Here is a 22,580-nt window from a genome sequence, read left to right as displayed (position 1 = left end):
GTGGTCAGTTCTTCCAGCAGCGCCGAGAGCTCCTGCCGCTCGCCGGGGTGTTCACGCCAACGCTGCAAGAGGTTCTCCGCGTCCAGCAGAATGTCCATGCCTTCAGCGAGGAAGCTTTCAATCAGTTGCGGATTACGCTTGATCCGCAAGCCGTTGTTCGACGCATTTACCGCCGCAGCCAAGCGCTCTTCCAGCAAGGCCTGCGCCGCTTCGATCAACTGAGTCGCACCGGGAATAGGCCCCAGCGGCGTGCTCGACAGTTGCGCCAGGCCTTGAAGAAACAGCGGCTCGGCGCTGCGCAGCAACTCAAGCTCGGCGTGCCCAAGGGCAATCATGTGCGCCCTGTACTCACGCACAAGTTGATCGAGCGGGCTGGTCAGCTCGGCGATCGGCAACACGCCCGCCATGGAGGCGCTGCCTTTGAGGGTATGCAGCGCACGCAGTAAGTCGTCGCTGATGGCTGGCTCTGGGTCGTCGGCGCTGCCATCGAGAAAACGCTTGAGGCTGTCCAGATGACTCAAGGCTTCCTGACGGAAAATTTCCAGTAATTGCGGGTCGAGCTCGTCGTGTTCGTCGTCTTCGGGAGCAGTGTCGAAGGTCAGCAGGCCTTGGCCTTTTGCCAAGGCATGAGCACGGGCGGCCAGACGGTCGACATCATCACGCTGACGCTGCGCACCCAGGGCGAAGTCCTTGATGACTTCCGGCAACAACGCCAGCACTTCGTTGAGCAACTGTTGAACGTGCACGTCAGGTTTGACGCTGTTTTCCAGCACCCGATTGAGCAGGTTTTCCACCGCCCATGCGAGCTCACCAAGGATCAACGCCCGCACCATCCGCCCGCTGCCTTTGAGGGTATGGAAAGCGCGGCGTACTTCAGTCAGCGCGGTGGTGTTACTGCGCGCATCGTTGAGCGAGCCAATCCACTGCGGCAAGTATTCACGCAGGGCTGCGAGGACTTCGTCGGTCTCTTCAAGAAACACTTCCAGCAATTCGTCATCCACGGCCTCTTCATCGACCGGTGGCGGCAACAGGCTGGCGGGTGTGTGAAGAGCAGGCGGGTTGACTGCGCTCACCGGGCTGGCCAGCACATCGGCAATGGTCTGTGTCGGGCTGACCAATGCGTTGCGGGCTTCCAGCTCCAGAATCTCGTCCTGGCTGATAACCTCGTCCAGCACCGGCACGTCCAGCGTGTCCGACGCCGGGGTGTAGCCCAGTCTCGCCAGGCTTTCCTGTGCCATGTCCAGCACCTGCTCACCCGGTGCTTCATGGTCTTCGCCCATGCGTTCCAGGTAGTACTCGATGCCGGTAATGGTGTCAGCCAGACTGTCGAGTTGGGTCCAGGCCGGGCGGGTTTCATCGACCAGCAGGTGTTCAAGAATGTAATCGTTGCAGGCCGCCAGCAAACTCGCGGCACGGGCGAGCGGGATCATTGCCAGCGCGCCGCGCACCTGCACCAACAGCGCGGACAGCGGTTCAAGACGCTGACGATCCCACTCACCGTCGATGTAATCGATGATCACGTCTTTGGCTTGCTGCAACACAACACGTGCTTCACGGATCACCAACTGATGAATCTGCGTGAGGTCCGTGGTCGGCAGGCGGCTGTCTTCGCGATTAGCGGCTTGCTCTACTGGCCCGACCATACCGGCCAGTGTCGCTTCCACGTAAAGCAGCGCACCGGCCACGTCCATCAAGGCTGCGTCGCTGGGTTCGCGCTGTCCCTGAGCCAAGCCCTGGACCACGGCTAACTGATCAATGATGACTTTGCGCGGTTGGCCGAAGCCCAGCACCGCCAGCGTGTCGGCAATCTGCCGTAGCGGTGGCAACAGGCTGTTGAGCTCGCTGACCGACTTGCGATCACCGCGGACAAACACATCGAGCCGTTCCTTGACCCGTACCAGTTCTTCGCACAATGCGCTGATCACCGAGCGCATTGCATCGCGGTCGGGGCCCAGGCTCGTCCGCTGCTGACTCGGTGGCGTGGTGTCGGGCAATGCTTCGTCCAGACCGTACTGATCCTTCAGATCAACCATTCGCTGCGCCTGACTGTCCGACTTGGCGATGTAGAACAGCAGGCTTTTTAGCAACTCATCCGGGGCAGGCTGGTTGATGCCCGCGATGCCCTGCTCCAGCAGCCGTTTGAGCTCTTTGTCAGCGTCCTTGAACAGGCTGCGCAGTGCCGGGCTGTTGGTGAAGTTGCCATTGAGCATGGTTTCGACCAGCGCCGAGGCTATCTGCCAAAGCGGACCCAGTGGCGCGTTATCGCAGAGTTGTTCGAGGCGCGCGAAGACTTTGCCCATGTAGCCAAGCTGAATCTGCACGTCCTGTTCACGCAACAGGCCGACCAATGCGGTTTGCAGGGTCTGGCGCAATTTACGCAGCAGCGCGGGCAACTCGGGGCTGTCGCGCTGCTCAAGGGTTTGCGCGTCCAGCGGTGCCACGCTGACCAATTGCGGGGCGAACAGACTGGTTTCCGAGAGCAGGCTTTCACCACGGGCGCTGCGCAAGTCGTTAAGCAGCGGCAGCACCACCAACGGCAAATCGCGCCTGGCTGAATGAATGCGGTCCAGGTAGGCAGGCAGCTGCGTCATGGCCTGAGTCAGCAATTGCTCGGCCTCGGCCCGCTCCGCAACGCGGTCCTGCTGCAATGCCAGCGCCAGTTGCTCGACTTCTTCGGCCAGCAGCGCTGCACCGTAGAACTCGATCATTTGCAGGCTGCCATGCACCTGGTGAACGCAATCCAGACACTCGTCCATCGCAGCCGTCTGGCCGGGATCGACAATGAATGTTTCGAGGGCGTGGCGGGCCTGCTTGAGGGTTTCGGCGATTTCGCCCTTCACCCATTCCAGCGCCACATAGTCGTGCCGATCAGCCATGACGACTCCAATACCCAGCAGCATTTGTTGGAGCGAGGCTTGCCCGCGAATCTGGCAACACGGTGAAACAGGCACTACGCGTTATCGTTCTTCGCGGGCAAGCCTCGCTCCAACGGAATCCGTATATACCGTGCGACACCGTCTCTGAACCACACGCCCGCTGTAGGAGTGAGCTTGCTCGCGATTGCGTCAGCACAGTCGATATATTCATAGAACAGGAGACCGAAACGCGTGCAAGCACACTCCTACAGGTCATGTATTTCCAGGTTCCATGACCGTGCTGAGCTGTACGTTTTCTGACCATCACCCGTGGTCCTTCGACGATGGCAAGGTGAAGCCCGAAACCGAACGACGCATCGCGCTGGCCATCTTCGCCAGGTTGCCCATGCTACGTGCCGTGGCTGCGGTGCCCGAGGTGGTCTGCGAGGTGGTTTGCTGAATAACGGTCATGGTCTGGGATATCTGCAGCCCCAGTTCAGCCTGTTGCTGAGCCGCGTTGGTAATGCTCTGAATCAGCGCCGCGAGGATTTTTGAAACGCCTTCGATCTCCTCCAGTGCCACCCCGGCGTCCTGTGCCAGGCGTGCACCACGCACCACTTCGGTGGTGGTCTGCTCCATGGAGATGACCGCTTCGTTGGTGTCGTTCTGAATCGCCCGCACCAGGGTTTCAATCTGCTTGGTCGCAGAGGAAGAACGCTCGGCCAGCCGCTGGACCTCGTCGGCTACCACAGCAAAGCCGCGTCCGGCATCCCCGGCCATGGACGCCTGAATTGCTGCGTTCAGCGCCAGAATGTTGGTTTGGTCAGCAATGTCGTCAATCAGGCTGACGATATCGCCGATCTCCTGAGAGGACTCACCGAGGCGCTTGATCCGTTTGGACGTGTCCTGAATCTGTTCGCGAATGTTGTCCATGCCGTTGATGGTGTTGTGCACCACCTCGTTACCCTTATTGGCAATTGCCACCGACCGCTCGGCCACCGACCAGGACTCGTGGGCGTTGGCCGATACCAGATCGATGGAGCCCGTCATGCGGTTGATCGCGTTGGACGCTGCGGCAATCTGCAACGCCTGATGCTCCGACGCAGCGGCCAGTTGCGTGGCCGTGCCCTGAGTGTCCTTGACCGCACCGAACACCTGTTCGGCGGTGAGGTTGATGGTCGCTACCAGCTCGCGTAACTGGTCGATGGAGTAGTTGATCGAGTCGGCGATTGCCCCGGTGAAGTCTTCCGTCACAGAGGCGGCCACCGTGAGGTCACCGTCCGCGAGGTTTTCGATCTCATCAAGCAGACGCATGATCGCGTTCTGGTTGCGCTCACTCTTCTCGGCCGTTTCGCGAAGCTGGCGGTTGGTTTCGCGGACCATGACCAGACCAATGAGAATGATCGACATCAGGGCCAGCAGCCCCAGCACGTAACCGCCAATGGTATTGGACGACCGCGCACTGGCCAGATGCTCAAGCCGGTTGGCGAGCACCGATGTTTCGTCGAGCAGCGTTTGCGAGCTATTGAAGATATTGCCTGCGGATTCGCGGACCTCGAACAGCTCAGGCGAGGTTTCAAGGATTTCATCTACCGAGCCGGAAACGAACTGGAACAACTCGGCAATCTCGGCCAGACGCGCCCGGGCGTCCGGGTCATCGACCTGGGCAATGCGCAGGGTTACGTTGCCGTCGAGCATCCCGCTGAGCACCCGTCCAAATTGACTGGCGTCACGGCCAAAGGCGTCGGCAGCCTGCACAGCGGTGTCATCACCCGCCAGCACCTTGTTGACCGAACCGAGAATCCGCTCCGCCAGTAACGACTGGCGCTGTGCGACCGCCACCTGACTGGCCGGGGCGCGGTTTTGCAGCAGAATATCGACGACTTTTTCGTACTCGACCTGTAATTGCGGAATGGTTTCGGCCAGCGTCGCCGCCACCTGATGCAGCGACAACACGGTTTGTTCGTTGGCCAGAATGACGTCGGTACTTTTGCGCAGGGCCTCCCAGTCGGTCTGCACCGTCTGCAACTCGTCACGCACGCCCTGAGGCGCTGGCGGCAGGCCGGTGGCTTTATCACCCTTGCGCAGGAAACCCCAGCGCATATCAAAATCATTACGCGCATCGGCGAGCAACTTGAATGCCTGGGGTTTGCCAGCAGCGGCTTCGGTGGCGTTCTTGGCGATACGCTGGGAGAGCACGCGCAATTCACCAGCGTGCCCGATGTACTGCTTGTCGTAGGTCGATTGCGTATTGAGGTAAGCGAAATTGACGAACAGCAATACGATGAAAATGATCAGCGCAACGAACAGCACGACGATTTGCGAGCGGCTGCGTAGGCCTTCCAAGGATCTGCCTGTCTTACTCATGTCCCACCTGGACCGAATGCGATGTTCATCGCGCAAGCAAAAAAGGCCAGCATCGCTGGCCTGCCCAATAGTCTTACAGTGCTACGTCCATAAAGCCTGGTGACTGCGCCAGCGCCCATGGGCTGAACACCAGCCAGGCCTGCTCGCGCAGAAACTGTCCGCGAATGAACGGTGTGATGGCGTCTTCCATTTCGGCCCCTTGCCGTGGCATCAGGCTGATCTGACTGAAATGCTGCAGGCCAAGAACCTCATCGACCAGCAAACCGGCGAAGACGTCATGATGTTCGACGACCAGCACCCGTCGCTCTTTGCGCAGGGGCGACAGCTCATGACCGAAAAAGCTGCACAGGTCCATGATGGGCAACAGCTTGCCGCGCAGATTGGCCACGCCGCGAACCCAGGGTTTCACGCCCGGCAACGCGGCATAACGCGGCTCATGAAGAATTTCGCCGACTTCGCCCATCGGCGCGACGTAGCAGCGGCCGCCCATACGAAAACCGATACCGCTCCAGTCCTGCTGGCGGGTTTCCTGAAACGGTAGACCCGCCGCCAGTGTTCGACAGCGTTGGTCGATGTCGAACAGCAGCTGGAAGGCGGTTTGAGACTCAGCCATGACGAACCGGCGGTCAGCCGGCGAGTACCGCGTTCAGGGTTTTCATCAGGGTCTCTTCGTCCACCGGCTTGGTCAGGTAATCCCGGGCGCCCTGACGCTTGCCCCAGACCTTGTCGGTTTCCTGATCCTTGGTGGTGATCATGATCACCGGGATCATGCTGGTGTCGGCATCCTTGGTCAGTTGGCGGGTAGCCTGAAAACCGTTGAGACCGGGCATGACGATGTCCATCAACACGGCATCGGGTTTTTCCTGACGCGCCAGCGCAACACCGTCGGCGCCATTTTCGGCCTTGAGGACTTCATGACCGTGCTTTTCCAGCATGCCGGTCAATTTGTACATTTCAGTCGGCGAGTCATCGACGATCAGAATTCGAGCCATGGTGTTCCCCATAAGGATGAATGCCCGCAGCCCTTGAGGGCGGCAGACGTCACGATACTTGTTGTTCCACTGCAACGAATCCCGGCACATGCGCCTTGATCGCGCTGAGCAGTTCTTCCTTGCTAAACGGTTTGGTCAAAAACTGATCGGAACCTACGATTCGCCCTTTGGCCTTGTCGAACAGGCCATCCTTGGACGAGAGCATGATCACCGGCGTTGACTTGAACGCCCGGTTGTTCTTGATCAGCGCGCAGGTCTGATAGCCGTCCAGGCGCGGCATCATGATGTCGACAAAGATGATGCGCGGATGATTGTCGGCGATTTTAGCCAGCGCATCGAACCCGTCGACAGCCGTGATGACTTCACAACCGACATTCCTGAGCAGCGTTTCGGCGGTGCGACGAATCGTCTTCGAATCATCGATGACCATGACTTTCAGTGCTGATGAATGCTGTTCCATGTCTGCTCTTCCATCGCCGCGGCGTGATTATGCGTGTTCTGCCCGGCACGGGAAGCCTGATAGTACTGCCAGCTCCTGATTTTCAGGGGCTGAAGGGCCAAATGCCAAATTCAGGCGCGAAGCCTTTTTAGCACACTCTCCAGACTCAATCCATAAAGCCGGGCGCCGCATGCTTGCCTCTTGACCCGGAGCAAGCGGAGCGCCACCCTGACGCCTATTTCAAGGCCGACGCGGCCGTTATCGATCAGAGGATATTTGCCCATGAGCGTTCGCCTAGGGATTGTCATGGACCCGATTGAGCGCATCTCCTATAAAAAGGACAGCTCACTGGCCATGCTGCTTGCAGCTCAGGAACGCGGCTGGTCGCTGTTCTATATGGAGCAGCAGGACCTGTATCAGAATGCTGGCCAGGCACGCGCCCGCATGAAACCGCTGAAAGTCTTCGCCGACCCGGCCAAATGGTTCGAGTTTGGTACCGAAGTGGACAGCGGTCTGGACGATCTGGACGTGATCCTGATGCGCAAGGATCCGCCGTTCGACATGGAATTTGTCTACGCCACGTACTTGCTGGAACAAGCCGAGCGCGCGGGTGTACTGATCGTCAACAAGCCGCAGAGCCTGCGTGACTGCAACGAAAAACTGTTCGCCACCCAATTCCCGCACCTGACGCCGCCGACCCTGGTCAGCCGTCGTGCCGACATCCTGCGTGAGTTCGCCGCCGAGCATGGCGATGTGATCCTCAAGCCGCTGGACGGCATGGGCGGTGCTTCGATCTTCCGCCATCGTGTGGGCGATCCAAACCTGTCGGTGATTCTGGAAACCCTGACTGCACATGGCACTCAGCAGATCATGGCGCAGGGTTATCTGCCGGCGATCAAAGACGGCGACAAACGCATCCTGATGGTCGACGGTGAACCTGTACCGTATTGCCTGGCGCGTATCCCGGCTGCTGGCGAAACCCGTGGCAACCTTGCGGCCGGTGGTCGTGGCGAAGCGCGCCCGCTGACTGAAAAAGACCGTTATATCGCTGAGCAGATTGGCCCGACCTTGCGCGAAAAAGGCCTGATTTTCGTCGGCCTGGATGTGATCGGCGAGCATCTGACTGAAATCAACGTCACCAGCCCGACCTGCATCCGTGAAATCGACAATGCGTTTGGTACTAACATTGGCGGCATGTTGATGGATGTGATCGAGAAAAAGCTGAACGCCAGATAATCTTTGGGAGCGCAATTTCTGTAGGAGTGAGCTTGCTCGCGATTCGATTTAACAGGCGATCAGGTCATTGACTGATATGACGCTATCGCGAGCAAGCTCACTCCTACAGGGTTCGCGCCCGGTCTTGAGTTATGATGCGCGGCCTGAAGAATTCCGCCCCAAGAGACGCTAACCCGCTGATGACTGCTGTCGATCTCCCATACGAACTTTCCCAAGCAGGCGTGCGCCCGGCTGATCGTCTGGGCTTTACCTTGTTGATTGCGGCGCTGATTCACGTGGCGATCATCCTTGGTGTGGGTTTTACCTACGTCAAACCGGAGCAGATCAGCCAGACGCTGGAAATCACCCTCGCCACCTTCAAAAGCGAAACCAGGCCCAAGCAGGCGGACTTTCTGGCGCAAGAAAATCAGGAAGGCAGCGGCACCCTGGACAAGGCAGAAATCCCCAAGACCACCGAGCTTGCGCCCTTTCAGGACACCAAGATCAACAAAGTGACCCCACCGCCTGCGGCCATGCCTGTGCAAAAGCAGGAATCGACGAAGACCGTGGTCGCCACCAAGGCCAAGACACCTGAAAAGACCGTGGCCAAACGTGAAGAGGTCAAACCTGACCCAACCCCCAAAGCCGCGCCAGAATTTGACAGCTCGCAACTCAGCAGCGAAATCGCAAGCCTCGAAGCCGAACTGTCCAACGAACAACAGCTGTACGCCAAGCGACCAAAGATCCACCGCCTCAACGCAGCGTCGACCATGCGCGACAAGGGCGCCTGGTATAAAGACGACTGGCGCAAGAAAGTCGAGCGCGTCGGTAACCTGAACTACCCGGAAGAGGCACGCCGCAAGCAGATTTACGGCAATTTACGCCTGATGGTTTCGATCAATCGTGACGGCTCGCTATACGAAGTACTGGTGCTGGAGTCTTCCGGCCAACCGTTACTGGATCAGGCTGCGCAGCGAATCGTACGGCTGGCGGCGCCATTTGCGCCGTTCACCGGCGATCTGGCTGACATCGACCGGCTCGAAATCATCCGCACCTGGAAGTTTGCCCGAGGCGACAAGCTTTCCAGTAACTGACGGCTCTTTCACAAACCTGCGAGCCTGTCAGAACTGCCAGTTGTCAGGCCCGCCGCGCAGCGCCACACTAGGGCTCATGAAAAACGTATCTGCGAGTTATCTCAAGCATCAATTCCTGATCGCCATGCCACACATGGTGGACCCGAACTTTGCGCAGACGCTGACTTATATCGTCGAGCACAATGCCAATGGAGCCATGGGGCTGGTCATCAATCGACCGCAAAGCCTCACCCTGGCAGATGTTCTTGAGCAATTGCGCCCCGAACTGCCCCCTCCCACGCACTGCCAGGATATCCAGATTCATACTGGCGGCCCCGTGCAAACCGACCGCGGCTTCGTTCTGCACCCTAGAGGGCAGATTTTCCAGGCAACCGTCGAACTCGGTGACCTGGCGCTTTCGACCTCGCAGGACGTGCTTTTTTCCATCGCTGACGGCTATGGCCCTGATCAAAATGTGATCACCCTCGGTTACGCCGGTTGGGATGCAGGCCAGCTTGAAGCCGAACTGGCCGCCAATGCCTGGCTGAACTGCCCGTTCGACCCGGCCATCCTCTTCGACGTCGACAGTGACCAGCGGCTCAATGCGGCGGCTGCGCGCCTTGGCGTCAACCTGAGCTTGCTCACCAGCCAGGCAGGCCACGCCTGATGGCCGCACTGCGTTTACTGCTGGGTTTCGATTACGGCACCAAACAGATCGGTGTTGCGGTGGGCCAGGTCATCACCGGCCAGGCCCGCGAGCTGTGCACCCTCAAGGCCCAGCAAGGCGTGCCGGACTGGAACCAGATCGAAGCGCTGATCCGTGAATGGAAACCTGACGCCATCGTCGTCGGCCTGCCCTTGAACATGGACGGCACGCCGAGCGAGATGAGCGTCAAGGCAGAGAAATTTTCGCGTCGGATCAACGGCCGCTTCAACCTGCCGGTCTACACCCACGACGAACGCCTGACCACCTTCGAGGCCAAGGGCGAACGCATGAGCCGAGGCGGGCAACGCGGCAGCAGCTACAAAGACAACCCGGTTGATGCCATCGCCGCCATGCTGTTATTGCAAGGCTGGCTTGATGCCAACTCCGAACTGTTCAATGCCTGACGCATTGAGCCTGTACAAACGCCAAGCAGTAACACCTTGAATTCTCGTTTCCGCCTGAGCCTGGCCTCGACCCGGCTCGGGTACTTTCAGGAGCAACGTCATGACCCTGCCCAACCCCGCCGAACTGATTCGTCAGATGGCCACTGATCTGAACGCGCACCTCAACAAGCGCGGCGTCAGCGATCCTCGCTTCATCGGCATTCGCACCGGCGGCGTCTGGGTCGCGCAGGAACTGCTCAAGACGCTCGGTCGCGATGACCCGCTGGGCACACTGGACGTCTCGTTCTACCGGGATGACTTCAGTCAGAACGGCCTGCACCCGCAAGTGCGCCCTTCTGACCTGCCATTCGAAATCGAAGGCCAGCACCTGGTACTGATCGATGACGTATTGATGAGTGGCCGCACTATTCGCGCCGCTCTCAACGAACTGTTCGACTATGGCCGCCCGGCCAGCGTGACTTTGGTGTGCCTGCTGGACCTGGACGCGGGCGAGTTGCCGATCAGCCCGGACGTGGTCGGCGCAACCCTGTCGCTGGCCGCCAACGAGCGCGTCAAGCTGAGCGGCCCTGCGCCGCTGGCCCTCGAAATCCAAGACCTGTCCACCGCCTCCGCCGCCCTTTAACCGCCCTTGAAAGAGTCCTTTGCGATGACGCCCCTCGACGCCAAGCGCCCGCTGCAGCTCAACCATCAAGGTCAGCTGCGCCATTTTCTGTCCCTCGACGGCTTGCCTCGCGAGCTGCTTACCGAAATCCTCGATACCGCTGACTCCTTTCTGGAAGTCGGTGCCCGGGCGGTGAAGAAAGTCCCGCTGCTGCGCGGCAAGACTGTGTGCAACGTGTTCTTCGAGAACTCCACGCGCACCCGCACGACCTTTGAGCTGGCGGCGCAGCGGCTGTCGGCGGACGTGATCACACTTAACGTGTCCACGTCCTCGACCAGCAAGGGCGAAACGTTGTTCGACACCCTGCGTAACCTGGAAGCGATGGCTGCCGACATGTTTGTCGTGCGGCACGGCGATTCGGGCGCGGCGCATTTCATCGCCGAGCATGTCTGCCCGGAAGTGGCGATCATCAATGGCGGCGACGGCCGTCACGCTCACCCCACTCAAGGCATGCTCGACATGCTGACGATTCGTCGGCACAAAGGCGGCTTCGAAAACCTTTCAGTGGCCATCGTCGGCGACATCCTGCACTCGCGGGTGGCGCGCTCGAACATGATCGCCCTCAAAGCGCTGGGCTGCCCGGACATCCGCGTGATCGGCCCGAAAACCTTGCTGCCGGTCGGCGTCGAGCAATATGGCGTGAAGGTCTACACCGACCTGAACGAAGGCCTGAAAGATGTCGACGTGGTGATCATGCTGCGCCTGCAACGCGAACGTATGCAGGGCGGCCTGTTGCCGAGCGAGGGGGAGTTCTACCGCCTGTTCGGCCTGACCACTGCGCGGCTGGCCGGCGCCAAGCCGGACTGCATCGTCATGCACCCCGGCCCGATCAACCGGGGCGTGGAAATCGAGTCAGCCGTGGCCGATGGCGCTCACTCGGTGATCCTCAATCAAGTGACCTACGGCATCGCCGTGCGCATGGCCGTGCTGTCCATGGCCATGAGCGGACAAACCGCGCAACGACAATTCGAACAGGAGAACGCCCAGTGAAGCTCAGCATCCTCGGCGCTCGCGTCATCGACCCCAACAGCGGTCTGGACCAAATTACCGACCTGCACCTGGAAGCCTGCAAGATTCTCGCAATCGGCGAGGCGCCAGCCGGTTTCGAACCTGTGCAAACCATCGACGCTACTGGCTTGATCGCCGCTCCCGGCCTTGTTGACCTGAACGTCGCCCTGCGCGAGCCGGGTTACAGCCGCAAAGGCACGATTGCCAGCGAGACCCGCGCCGCCGCAGCCGGTGGCGTGACCAGTCTGTGCTGCCCGCCTCGCACCAAGCCGATTCTGGACACTTCGGCCGTCGCCGAGTTGATCCTTGATCGCGCTCGCGAAGCCGGGCACAGCAAGGTGTTCCCGATTGGTGCGCTCAGCAAGGGCCTGGAAGGCGAGCAACTGGCTGAACTGGTCGCGTTGCGCGATGTGGGCTGCGTCGCCTTCGGCAACGGTCTGGAGAGCTTTCGCAACACCCGCACGCTGTGCCGTGCGCTGGAATACGCGGCGACGTTCGACCTGACGGTAATTTTCAACTCTCAGGACCGTGATCTGGCCGACGGTGGCCTGGCTCACGAAGGCCCGACCGCGAGCTTCCTCGGCCTGGCAGGCATTCCTGAAACCGCTGAAACCGTGGCTCTCGCACGCGATCTGCTGCTGGTCGAGCAAAGCGGTGTACGCGCGCACTTCAGCCAGTTGACCAGCGCTCGCGGCGCAGCGCTGATCGCTCAGGCACAGGCACGCGGCCTGAAGGTTACGGCTGACGTGGCGTTGTATCAGTTGATCCTGACGGATGAAGCGTTGATCGACTTCTCCAGCCTGTATCACGTGCAACCACCACTGCGCACTCGCGCCGATCGCGACGGCCTGCGTGAAGCGGTCAAATCCGGGGTAATCAGCGCGATCTCCAGCCATCACCAGCCGCACGAGCGTGACGCCAAGCTGGCCCCGTTTGGCGCGACCGAGCCAGGCATCAGCAGCGTGGAATTGCTGCTGCCATTGGCAATGACACTGGTTGAAGATGGCCTGCTCGACCTGCCAACCCTGATCGCCCGTTTGAGCAGCGGCCCGGCAGCGGCATTGCGCCTGCCTGCTGGGCAACTGAGCGCCGGCTCGCCAGCCGACATCGTGCTGTTTGACCCTGCAGCCTCAACCGTTGCCGGAGAAACCTGGCTGTCCAAAGGCGAAAACTGCCCGTTCCTCGGCCACTGCCTGCCGAGCGCAGTGCGCTACACGCTGGTGGATGGGCGGATTACGCATACGGGTTGAGGCTCGCGCCTACCGGAGACCGCAAACCTTTGTGGGAGCGGTGCTTGCCCGCGATTCAGATGTCTCGGTTTACCTGCATAACCGAGTAATCGTTTATCGCGGGCAAGCACCGCTCCCACAGGAACCACTGATGACAAACTGCCCCCCAATCAGGTCGCGTTAACCGCGCTGGGCATTCTTGATCGAGATCTGATCATTCAGTGTCCACAGGTCATACAGCACACCCACCAGAAACAGCCCGCCCGTGAACAGGTAGATGATCCCGGTGATCCACTTGCCCTGATACATGCGATGCACACCGAAAACCCCAAGGAATGCCAGCAGCAACCAGGCCACGTTGTAGTCGGTAGTGCCTGCCGTGAAGCGATAATCAGCTTCGCGATCCATGCCGGGGATCAGGAACAAATCGATCAACCAGCCAATGCCCAGCAAGCCCAAGGTGCAGAACCAGATCGTGCCGGTGACTGGCTTGCCGTAATAGAAGCGATGAGCGCCGGTGAAACCGACAATCCACAGCAGGTAACCGAGCAATTTGCTATGGGTGTCCTGACGCTGTGAATCCAGTTGATAGGTGTTCATTAGGACCTCTTTTGCCGTAATAGAAAAAAATATCTGTAAAGCATGTGACTTTTTTGTATCTGTCCGACGTATGGCAGGAACCTCTGACGCTTATAACAAACCCTTGTAACACAAGGGATTCACCCATGTTTTGAGAGAGTTTGTCGCAGAATTTGAAACGATCGTACCGTAATCGTTCTGTCATCAAGGGTCTGAAAGCCGCAAAAAGCTGTTATAAAGTTGCGCGCTAACCCACAAGAGCCCTGCCGAATGCGTCCTTTTTTCAAGTCATGGCTAACCATCTGCCTACTTATGCCACTGGCCGCCCACGCCACCAATCGTGAGCAACAACTACCCGCGAGCTTCACCGGCTACACTGCGAAAACTCATTCTTCGCCAGCCAACGCGACTACTCAAACCACCGAGCCTGCGCCTGTCATCTCTCCACGTGGCCACAGCTCCCGGGCCGTTATTTACCGCGCCCCGGCAAAGAATTCCAAGGCCGTTGCCAACGTGCAAACGTTGCCGACGCCAGGCGTCCCAAACATCAAGCAGAGCAACTCGGTCGTCAGCCGTGCTCTGAAAGCGGTCGGTACTCCTTATCGTTGGGGCGGCAACACCCCAGGTAAAGGGCTGGACTGCAGCGGTTTGGTGAAATATGCATTCAACGACGTGGCTGAAGTCGATTTGCCGCGCACCTCCAATGCCATGGCTGAAGGGCATGGCGTAAAGGTTGATCGCAAAGATTTGAAGCCCGGCGACCTGCTGTTCTTCAACATCAAAAGCCGCAAGGTCAACCACGTCGCCATTTATCTGGGCAACGACCGCTTCGTTCATGCCCCGCGTCGCGGCAAGAAAGTCAGCGTCGATACATTGAAGAAGCCGTACTGGAACAGCCATTACATGGTCGCCAAGCGCGTACTGCCCAAGCAGAGCACGCCGCTGCGGGTCGTGCAGCGTTAAGACCCATTCCCGGTAGGAGCGAACTTGTTCGCGAGGAGCCTGTACATCCAACACTAATGTGTCGGGTGTAAGGCAGTCTCGCGAACAAGTTTGCTCCTACCGGGAATGTGCATTGCCTCAAAAATTATCCGGCACCTTGGCCTTTTCCTTCGCGGCGTCGCGGGTAATGATCCCTTTGGCGAGCAGGTCTTTCAGGCACATGTCCAGCGTCTGCATGCCCAACGACCCGCCGGTCTGAATCGCTGAATACATCTGCGCGACCTTGTCTTCACGGATCAGGTTACGAATCGCTGGCGTGCCCATCATGATTTCGTGGGCCGCTACCCGACCGCCGCCGACCTTCTTGAGCAACGCCTGAGACACCACCGCATGCAGTGACTCGGACAGCATCGAGCGGATCATGGATTTTTCCTGAGCAGGAAACACATCCACGATCCGGTCGATGGTTTTCGCCGCCGATGTCGTGTGCAGCGTGCCGAACACCAGATGCCCGGTCTCTGCTGCGGTCAGCGCCAGGCGGATGGTCTCCAGATCACGCATCTCCCCGACCAGAATCACATCCGGGTCTTCGCGCAATGCCGAACGCAACGCTTCGGAAAAGCCCAGCGTGTCGCGGTGCACTTCACGCTGGTTGACCAGACACTTCTTGGACTCGTGCACGAATTCAATCGGGTCTTCAATGGTCAGGATGTGGTGATGACGATTGACGTTCAGATAATCAATCATCGCCGCCAGCGTCGTCGATTTGCCCGAACCGGTCGGCCCGGTGATCAACACAAGCCCGCGAGGCACGTCGGTAATCTTGCGAAACACTTCTCCCATGCCCAATTCTTCGAGCGTGAGGATCTTCGCGGGAATGGTCCGGAATACCGCTCCCGCGCCGCGATTCTGGTTGAACACGTTGACCCGGAAGCGCGCAACGCCCGGCACTTCGAACGAGAAATCCGTCTCCAGATACTCTTCAAAATCCTGCCGTTGCTTGTCGTTCATGATGTCGTAGATCAGCGCCTGCACGTCCTTGGCATTCAGTGCGGGCAGGTTGATCCGACGCACATCGCCATCCACACGAATCATCGGCGGCAGCCCAGCCGAGAGGTGCAAGTCCGATGCGCCTTGCTTGGCACTGAAAGCCAGCAGCTCGGTAATATCCATACAGCTCCTCAATCACATAGAATGCCGCAGACTTTAGCCCTGCTGGCGCAAATCAATGTCCATGATAGCAGCGAACATTTCAACGCTCGGCGAGCGAATTAGCGCAGCAGCTCAATCGGCGCAGCGTGACCCGGCGTCCATCGGCCTGCTGGCGGTGAGCAAAACCAAACCGGCCCAGGCCCTGCGCGAAGCCTACGCAGCGGGCTTACGGGATTTTGGCGAAAACTATTTGCAGGAAGCACTCGGCAAACAGCTCGAATTGACCGACCTGCCCTTGTGCTGGCACTTCATCGGCCCCATTCAGTCGAACAAGACTCGTGCTATCGCCGAGAACTTCGCCTGGGTACATTCAGTGGATCGCCTGAAAATCGCGCAACGCCTGTCCGAGCAACGCCCTGCTGAGCTGCCGCCGCTGAATATCTGCATTCAGGTCAACGTGAGTGGCGAAGCCAGCAAGTCCGGCTGTACGCCCGCCGACCTGCCTGCGCTGGCCGAAGCCATCAGCGCCTTGCCTCGCTTGAAGCTGCGTGGCTTGATGGCCATCCCGGAACCCACTGAAGACAGCGCAGAACAGAACGCTGCATTCGCCGCTGTCAGCTCGTTGCAGGCGCAACTGAACCTGCCGCTGGACACCCTTTCCATGGGCATGAGCCACGACCTGGAGGCTGCCATTGCACAAGGCGCCACTTGGGTGCGGATTGGCACTGCCCTTTTTGGCGCCCGTGATTACGGCCAGCCATGACCTCTGACGCAAGGAACCCGACATGAGCAAAACCCGCATCGCCTTTATCGGCGCTGGCAACATGGCCGCCAGCCTGATCGGAGGGCTTCGCGCCCAAGGCGTTGAAGCCGACTCTATCCGGGCCAGCGACCCGGGCGCCGAAACACGCGGCAAGATCAGCGCCGAGCATGGTATCCAGGTATTCGCTGATAACGCCGAAGCCGTGGAAGGCGCGGATGTGGTGCTGATCGCCGTCAAGCCGCAAGCCATGAAAGCCGTTTGCGAAGCCCTGCGCCCGAGCCTCAAACCGCATCAGCTAGTCGTCTCCATCGCAGCCGGTATCACCTGCGCGAGCATGAAAAACTGGCTCGGCGAACAGCCCATCGTACGCTGCATGCCCAACACCCCGGCGCTGCTGCGTCAGGGCGTCAGTGGCCTGTACGCCACCGAGCAAGTCAACGACGCGCAGCGTGCGCAGGCCGGGCAATTGCTGTCGGCTGTCGGCATCGCGCTGTGGCTGGAAGAAGAGCAGCAACTGGACGCCGTGACCGCCGTTTCCGGTAGCGGCCCGGCGTATTTCTTCCTGTTGATCGAAGCCATGACCGCCGCAGGCGTGAAACTCGGCCTGCCTCAGGACGTGGCCGCGCAGCTGACAATGCAAACCGCGCTGGGCGCTGCGCTGATGGCCACCGGCAGCGATGTGGATGCTGCCGAGCTGCGCCGCCGCGTGACCTCGCCAGCGGGCACCACGGAAGCCGCAATCAAATCATTCCAGGCCGGAGGCTTCGAAGCGTTGGTAGACACCGCGCTGACCGCCGCCGCACATCGTTCGGCAGAAATGGCCGAACAGCTGGGCAAGTAATCTTTTTAGGCCATTGAGGAGCAGACCGATGATCGGACTGAACACCGCTGCAATCTACGTGCTGCAAACCATCGGCAGTATGTATCTGTTGATCATCCTGTTGCGCTTCGTGCTGCAACTGGTACGCGCTGACTTTTACAACCCGCTGAGCCAGTTCGCGGTCAAAGCCACCCAGCCACTGCTCAAGCCGCTGCGCCGGATCATCCCGAGCCTGTTCGGCCTGGACATGTCCTCGCTGATCCTGGCGATCATCGTGCAGATGATCCTGATGGCACTGACCTTGCTGCTGGCCTACGGCACCACCGGCGATCCGCTGCACCTGCTGCTCTGGGCAATCATCGGCGTGACCGGTCTGTTCCTGAACATCTTCTTCTACGCCCTGATCATCAGCGTGATCCTGTCGTGGGTCGCCCCTGGCAGCCACAACCCTGGCGCACAGCTGGTCAATCAGATCACCGAACCGTTGCTGGCACCGCTGCGCCGGATTTTGCCAAACCTGGGCGGCCTGGATATCTCGCCAATTCTGGCGTTCATGATCCTCAAACTGCTGGACATGCTGGTCATCAACAACCTCGCCGCCATGACCCAAATGCCGAGCGTACTGCGTTTGCTGATGTAATCAACTGGCCCTGGGTGGGAGCCGGGCTTGCCCGCGATAAGATCGACTCGGTGTCTGAGACCTGATTGACTTCATCGCGGACAAGCAATGATCACAGGTTGATTGTGGCCTCAAGCTCACGACGTAAGGGTGGGACCGAATTTATTCGGGAATCGGTATTTCATGCGATACATAGGCTGCGAATGTAACGGCCCCTTCGCGAATGAATTCGCTCCCACACGATTTTCGCTTACAGGCCAATAGAGAAAATAACAAAGGCCCAGCACTAGCTCTTCGTCAAAACTCCTCACTCCTGACATTCGAAAACTGCGAATTCCGATTCTGCAGCTTGCGCAGCGTCAGCTTGTAAACACTCGACTTGATCCGGTCCCCGACCAGCGTCTCCTCCAGCCGAATCCGGCTCGACGCATAAGCACACCCGGTATCGAGCATCTTGTACTTGAGCTGGTAATAACCGACATCCATGCGCCCAAACGTAAAGCGACTGCGCGCCGGAATATACGCGTGCCGGAAATCACGCTTACCCGTCGCATCGGTAATCTTCGCGTACACCGCCTGCTCGCCCGCAGTGTTATCCACAGTGATCTCCGACCAGCCACCGTCACGCATCAACGGCATGCCCGCGATATAACCTGCCGCAGACGGCCAAGGCGCTCCCAAAGGATCAACCAGCGGCGGCACACACTCCGGCTGCCCCGGCTCGACGATCTTCACGGGCGTATTAACCGGCACCGCAGCTGCGACCCTGGCCGCTTCAGCAACAGCCTCCGCCTTGGCCTGCGCCTCAGCCAGAATCGCCATATCGTCCACCACCGGCAGTGATGGCGGAATAGACGCCTTGCCTGCGTCCCGGTCATAACCCATCCAGGCACCCGCGCCACAAGCGACCACAAACACCGCCACCCAACGCAAACGACTGCCGCGCCGCGCTGGCTTTGCTTGTTTAGTTGATTTGCCTTGAGGGTTTACGGAGGGACGAGCCTGCGGCCTTGCGGCGGCTTGCGGCGCATTTCGCGGCCCGGCCTGACGCCGTTGAGTGGCAGCCTGACGGGCCACTTGCGCATCACGAACCAGACTGGCGTCATACGCAGCGCGCTTGGCGGGGTCGGCCAACACATCATGAGCAGCGTTGACCACTGCCATCAAATCAGACGAATTGGCGGCATGATTACGGTCCGGATGCAGCTGCTGCGCCAGCTTCCGGAAGGCGTGCTTGATCTCCTCTGGCGAGGCATCCCGAGCAACATTGAGCTCGTCGTAATAAGTACGTGTTCTGGGCATTGAGCTTGCTATCCATTGCGACGCGACATCTTAGCAAGCTTTCCCCCACCGCAACCGCCCCACACCCCAAGCTGAAGGCCAGCGCACAAACCAAAACAAAACCCGGCCCCACCTGACGAATCGCCCTTCAGCCCCACGCCAGAACGCCGATAAAGGCTCACTCCCTCAACGCTTTGCCCCAACGCCTGCGCGCAGCCAACCGCTCAAGAAATTTTTAAACGAAATCAGTGAGCTAAGGTTTACAGCCAAAAAAAACTCTATATACTCAGCGCCCATCACGCCGGTATAGCTCAGTTGGTAGAGCAACTGACTTGTAATCAGTAGGTCCCGGGTTCGACTCCTGGTGCCGGCACCATACGCTACATCGAAAGAGGCTCACCGAAAGGTGGGCCTTTTTTGTGCGCGTGTGTTTTCTGTAGGAGCTGCCGAAGGCTGCGAAGGCGTCATCCAAAACAACGACAAACGCCCCGCTACCCTCACTCTGTAGGAGCCGAGCTTGCTCGCGATAGCAACCTCAAGACCAATCGAGCAACAACAGGCATGAACGTCCGCTGCAGCATTCAATCAGATTCGCCTGAGCGCCACGACGCCTCAACCGAACAGCATGCGCTGCCAATGACTCTCACCGACAATGGCTATCGGCGCTCCCGCCTCGCGAAGCTCCACTGCCTTCATGATCTTGGTGCCGTAAGTGCTGTGACGCCATTGCTCGTTGCCGACGCTGCCAACAACCAAATAATGCACTTTCTTACTCACGCCCCCACCAATCAACGCCCCACGCGCCTCTATCAACGCCTGGCAATCCTTGCGAGGTCCGTAAGCCATGATCCCTGTGAAAACGAACATCTTGCCGTCCCAGATCAGATCAGGCGCAGGAGCGTTGAAAGGCAAATCATTAGGCGCGACAAAACCCAGATCAGCACCCTTCGGTTTTTCTACCGGCAGGCCAGAGAAACTGTGCAGAAGACTAAGCAGCTCTTGGGATTCGTCAGCGTCCAAAACGTTGTCTTGAAGCATTCTCGATAGCCGGGAGTACAGAAGATTTATCACCGGATCATCAAGATGAATCAGATTGGTATCCAGCCACTGCTTTAGGAACACAGCCTCGCTAGTGGTTACCGCACCGTCAGCCGTCAAACCAGCGGCCAAGCCGACCAGTGCATCGGCGGAGCGGCGATCAATGCGAGCGCTATGAAAAAACTTACTTTTTTCGAACTCGTTGTGTAGGTCCATTACTTACCATTCCTTTGAACGTCATACGGTTGCTGACTCGACCGATACTAGCCTAGAGACATCACCCGCTGAAAGGCAGGAATGACGACGCTTCTTCAATCATCGCCATGGCTTGCTGCAACTTCTGAACATTTACCATTCTCTCGGTGATGGATGCCCACTTTTACCAGTGTGCCCACTGCGGCAACTCATCCCCTTTCATAGCTGCCCTGCAGCAACCTATCCGCTTGGCCATTTCATTGCGCCAACCTGCGCCCGTCTCTTTCTCCTGGAAAGAGACGGGCGCTCCAACCGCTGCTGCAGCCCAACTCGTACAAGGCTTTGCGGCATTCCCCTCGTGACAATCGGCGTGACAAACACCGAAAAGTCACCAGCAACAGCGATGCAGATGATGGTGCCGCAGCCCACGGAATGGACTGCACCTGACTGACAGTTAGGCATGCCCCGGTCATCGCCTCACTGCCTTCACCCGACTCAGGATCTCGCGGTGCTGGTCTCGTCAGCCAGCGCAGCCTCCACCCGCCCACTTCTTCGGAAGTGCTCAGGAGGTCAGATCATGAGATGCCCAAGCTCCCGGTCGTAAAGAGCCGTCAGTCCCGCGTTAGTGGACAACCCTCACAGGTCGCAGGGGCCCTGATCCCTGATAACACTCAACATTCTTGGCGGGATGACGTGGGGAAGGTTTTAAAAGTTTTGGCTTCAAGAGGTGTTCGATCATGGCCCTGGTGGGTAAACGGGATGGGCGGAACTTTGGCTATGGCCGGCAATTGAGCTATGCCGGGCCACAGGCACTACGTGATCTGTTTGGCGGTGGGCATTACGGCACAGTCAAGGCGCATAGTGATCGGTGGCGGGCATTCGTGCGGTGGTGTCGCTCAGAGGAGGGGCCAGGGGTCAACGATGCGCGTCAAATAGATCAGAAAACGCTGCTCGACTACGTCGGATATTTGCGCCTGCAAGTTGAACAAGGTGAGCTCGCCATCGCCACTGCGCAAAACCGGTTGTCCAGCGTGAACCGAACCATAGCTGCGCTTCGCGGCGATCAATACGTGAACGTCCCGAGTCCGAGCGAGGCGTTGGGCATGCAGCGCACTAGTGTTCGCAGCTCGGTGCCGCAAGGCCAAGACCGCGAACACGTGAAGCGGGTCGTAGAGGCGCTCTGGGGACATCAGCAATCGCGCGCAGCCGCTATCGCATTGTTGGCCCGAGCCACCGGTATGCGCTTACGCGAGACGATTTTGGCCGACCTTCCCCGTCTAAAAGGTGAAGCCACGCAATTCGGCAAGATCAACATCCAGGACGGCACCAAAGGTGGCCGTTCAGGCGCGTCAGCACCTCGTTGGATTACGGTAGATGATCATATTCGTGACGCATTGAGGTTTGCCGAACAGGTCTCGCCCGACGGTAGCCGCAACCTGCTTGCACCGAACGAACGCTACCTCGATTTCTTGCAGGGAATCGTCCGACCCGCACGGGACATCCTCCATAAGCACAACCTCAAAGGCTTCCACGAGTTGCGGGCAGCCTATGCGTGCGAACGATATGAGCAAATCACCCAGCATCCTGCGCCAATCAACGGTGGCCGTTGCTACCAGCTCGACCGACACCTCGATCAGGAGGCCCGGGTGCAAATCAGCTATGAGCTGGGACACGGTCGTATCGACGTAGTTTCGGCTTACATTGGGGGCCGAGCATGAGTAACGCATTCGATATGGAACTGTTCCTGGCGAGCGTCCTGACTGGATCTCATGCCACGCGCCAACGCCACCTACGTCAGGCGAAGGCTATACAAACAGCAATAGCTGATCGCTGGCAACGCGATAATCCATGGACTTGGCAGCAAAAACATCTCGCATGGCTCCTAAATCACCATGTGAACCAGCACGCTGAATCGACGCGCTATTACTATCTGCTGACCGTGCAATTACTCACTCATCGCTTAGGAAAACGCTGGCAGTTCAATCGCTAAACAAAGGTGAGAAAACGGCTAATATCGGACGCTCGCATCAGACCCGCGTTCTGGCATGTAGCTAGGTCAATGCGCTGATTTTTCGCAGATACTCATGCTCCCCAGGTGAATGAGGGAGTATCTACACGAGTAAACGGCGCCTATGACGCAGTAAGCGGCGATTCGGTCCAACCGATAGCGTCGACAGCAGCGGTCATGCAAGATAGGCGATACTATGATTTAGTGACCCTCGCCAATTGAAGCTTAAAAAGT

21 protein-coding genes, 1 tRNA gene and 1 pseudogene are annotated in these 22,580 nt (G+C 58.9%); 14 read left to right on the top strand and 9 right to left on the bottom strand.

The window, feature by feature from the left end; all coding sequences use genetic code 11:
• Positions 1-365: 365 nt before the first annotated feature.
• From ACYASS_RS07500 to pilG, 5 genes and pseudogenes are all read right to left on the bottom strand, one after another.
• Positions 366-2,876: pseudogene (locus ACYASS_RS07500) on the bottom strand (Hpt domain-containing protein); the annotation flags it as partial.
• 303 nt (positions 2,877-3,179) lie between these two features.
• On the bottom strand, positions 3,180-5,222 hold the full coding sequence (locus ACYASS_RS07495; RefSeq protein ID WP_463585659.1) for a methyl-accepting chemotaxis protein: 2,043 nt from the start codon (positions 5,220-5,222) through the stop codon (positions 3,180-3,182).
• Positions 5,223-5,295: 73 nt separating this feature from the next.
• Complete coding sequence (locus ACYASS_RS07490) at positions 5,296-5,835, bottom strand: chemotaxis protein CheW (protein WP_463585658.1); 540 nt, start codon at positions 5,833-5,835, stop codon at positions 5,296-5,298.
• Positions 5,836-5,848: 13 nt separating this feature from the next.
• Entirely contained in the window at positions 5,849-6,214 is a 366-nt protein-coding gene (gene pilH / locus ACYASS_RS07485; protein ID WP_003316741.1) for a twitching motility response regulator PilH, read from the bottom strand.
• A 49-nt stretch (positions 6,215-6,263) separates the two neighbouring features.
• Positions 6,264-6,674, bottom strand: coding sequence for a twitching motility response regulator PilG (gene pilG / locus ACYASS_RS07480; RefSeq protein ID WP_243244056.1), 411 nt, complete (start codon positions 6,672-6,674; stop codon positions 6,264-6,266).
• A 261-nt stretch (positions 6,675-6,935) separates the two neighbouring features.
• Here pilG and gshB point away from each other — a divergent pair, with 261 nt between their 5' ends.
• The 7 genes from gshB (at position 6,936) to ACYASS_RS07445 (ending at position 12,970) form a co-directional block, all read left to right on the top strand.
• A complete protein-coding gene (gene gshB, locus ACYASS_RS07475) occupies positions 6,936-7,889 on the top strand; it encodes a glutathione synthase (protein ID WP_463585657.1) in 954 nt (317 codons plus the stop codon).
• A gap of 179 nt (positions 7,890-8,068) precedes the next feature.
• On the top strand, positions 8,069-8,962 hold the full coding sequence (locus ACYASS_RS07470) for an energy transducer TonB (protein WP_463585656.1): 894 nt from the start codon (positions 8,069-8,071) through the stop codon (positions 8,960-8,962).
• 76 nt (positions 8,963-9,038) lie between these two features.
• Positions 9,039-9,608: a YqgE/AlgH family protein gene (locus tag ACYASS_RS07465; protein WP_243244050.1), complete on the top strand. Its 570-nt coding sequence runs from the start codon at positions 9,039-9,041 to the stop codon at positions 9,606-9,608.
• The gene (gene ruvX, locus ACYASS_RS07460) at positions 9,608-10,051 is read left to right on the top strand and encodes a Holliday junction resolvase RuvX (RefSeq protein WP_243244048.1); all 444 of its coding nucleotides are present in this window, start codon (positions 9,608-9,610) and stop codon (positions 10,049-10,051) included. The genes ACYASS_RS07465 and ruvX overlap by 1 nt, the downstream gene beginning before the upstream one ends.
• Positions 10,052-10,151: 100 nt before the next feature.
• Positions 10,152-10,673 carry a bifunctional pyr operon transcriptional regulator/uracil phosphoribosyltransferase PyrR gene (gene pyrR / locus ACYASS_RS07455; RefSeq protein WP_463585655.1) on the top strand — a complete coding sequence of 174 codons (522 nt, stop codon included), beginning with the start codon at positions 10,152-10,154 and terminating at the stop codon, positions 10,671-10,673.
• Between the two features lie 24 nt (positions 10,674-10,697).
• Positions 10,698-11,702 (top strand): aspartate carbamoyltransferase catalytic subunit, encoded by a 1,005-nt coding sequence (locus ACYASS_RS07450; RefSeq protein ID WP_027898382.1) that lies wholly within the window; start codon positions 10,698-10,700, stop codon positions 11,700-11,702.
• Complete coding sequence (locus tag ACYASS_RS07445; RefSeq protein WP_243244044.1) at positions 11,699-12,970, top strand: dihydroorotase; 1,272 nt, start codon at positions 11,699-11,701, stop codon at positions 12,968-12,970. Before ACYASS_RS07450 ends, ACYASS_RS07445 begins: the two co-directional genes overlap by 4 nt.
• A gap of 159 nt (positions 12,971-13,129) precedes the next feature.
• Here the strand turns inward: ACYASS_RS07445 and ACYASS_RS07440 are convergent, their stop codons facing one another.
• A complete protein-coding gene (locus ACYASS_RS07440) occupies positions 13,130-13,549 on the bottom strand; it encodes an NINE protein (RefSeq protein ID WP_463585654.1) in 420 nt (139 codons plus the stop codon).
• 249 nt (positions 13,550-13,798) lie between these two features.
• Here ACYASS_RS07440 and ACYASS_RS07435 point away from each other — a divergent pair, with 249 nt between their 5' ends.
• Positions 13,799-14,491, top strand: coding sequence for a C40 family peptidase (locus ACYASS_RS07435; protein WP_463585653.1), 693 nt, complete (start codon positions 13,799-13,801; stop codon positions 14,489-14,491).
• Between the two features lie 117 nt (positions 14,492-14,608).
• Here ACYASS_RS07435 and ACYASS_RS07430 read toward each other — a convergent pair whose 3' ends face one another.
• A complete protein-coding gene (locus ACYASS_RS07430; protein WP_463585652.1) occupies positions 14,609-15,643 on the bottom strand; it encodes a type IV pilus twitching motility protein PilT in 1,035 nt (344 codons plus the stop codon).
• A gap of 55 nt (positions 15,644-15,698) precedes the next feature.
• On the opposite strand from ACYASS_RS07430, the gene ACYASS_RS07425 reads away from it, so the two are divergent.
• From ACYASS_RS07425 to ACYASS_RS07415, 3 genes are read left to right on the top strand one after another with little or no spacing between them, the layout of a single operon-like run.
• Complete coding sequence (locus ACYASS_RS07425) at positions 15,699-16,385, top strand: YggS family pyridoxal phosphate-dependent enzyme (RefSeq protein WP_463585651.1); 687 nt, start codon at positions 15,699-15,701, stop codon at positions 16,383-16,385.
• Positions 16,386-16,407: 22 nt separating this feature from the next.
• Positions 16,408-17,226 carry a pyrroline-5-carboxylate reductase gene (proC, locus tag ACYASS_RS07420; protein WP_463585650.1) on the top strand — a complete coding sequence of 273 codons (819 nt, stop codon included), beginning with the start codon at positions 16,408-16,410 and terminating at the stop codon, positions 17,224-17,226.
• 28 nt (positions 17,227-17,254) lie between these two features.
• Positions 17,255-17,845, top strand: coding sequence for a YggT family protein (locus tag ACYASS_RS07415; RefSeq protein ID WP_463585649.1), 591 nt, complete (start codon positions 17,255-17,257; stop codon positions 17,843-17,845).
• A 276-nt stretch (positions 17,846-18,121) separates the two neighbouring features.
• On the opposite strand, the gene ACYASS_RS07410 is transcribed toward ACYASS_RS07415, so the two are convergent.
• A complete protein-coding gene (locus ACYASS_RS07410) occupies positions 18,122-19,126 on the bottom strand; it encodes a J domain-containing protein (protein ID WP_463585648.1) in 1,005 nt (334 codons plus the stop codon).
• Between the two features lie 279 nt (positions 19,127-19,405).
• Here ACYASS_RS07410 and ACYASS_RS07405 point away from each other — a divergent pair.
• Positions 19,406-19,481 (top strand) — tRNA-Thr (locus ACYASS_RS07405).
• A gap of 236 nt (positions 19,482-19,717) precedes the next feature.
• On the opposite strand, the gene ACYASS_RS07400 is transcribed toward ACYASS_RS07405, so the two are convergent.
• The gene (locus tag ACYASS_RS07400; RefSeq protein WP_463585647.1) at positions 19,718-20,359 is read right to left on the bottom strand and encodes a BRCT domain-containing protein; all 642 of its coding nucleotides are present in this window, start codon (positions 20,357-20,359) and stop codon (positions 19,718-19,720) included.
• 716 nt (positions 20,360-21,075) lie between these two features.
• On the opposite strand from ACYASS_RS07400, the gene ACYASS_RS07395 reads away from it, so the two are divergent.
• Entirely contained in the window at positions 21,076-22,056 is a 981-nt protein-coding gene (locus ACYASS_RS07395) for an integrase domain-containing protein (protein ID WP_463585646.1), read from the top strand.
• Positions 22,053-22,328: a hypothetical protein gene (locus tag ACYASS_RS07390; protein WP_463585645.1), complete on the top strand. Its 276-nt coding sequence runs from the start codon at positions 22,053-22,055 to the stop codon at positions 22,326-22,328. Before ACYASS_RS07395 ends, ACYASS_RS07390 begins: the two co-directional genes overlap by 4 nt.
• Positions 22,329-22,580: the final 252 nt, after the last annotated feature.

This window comes from Pseudomonas sp. HP_14 (assembly GCF_055283875.1).
Note: the sequence above shows the minus strand (reverse complement) of the source record. Positions and strands in the feature narration are given on the sequence as shown.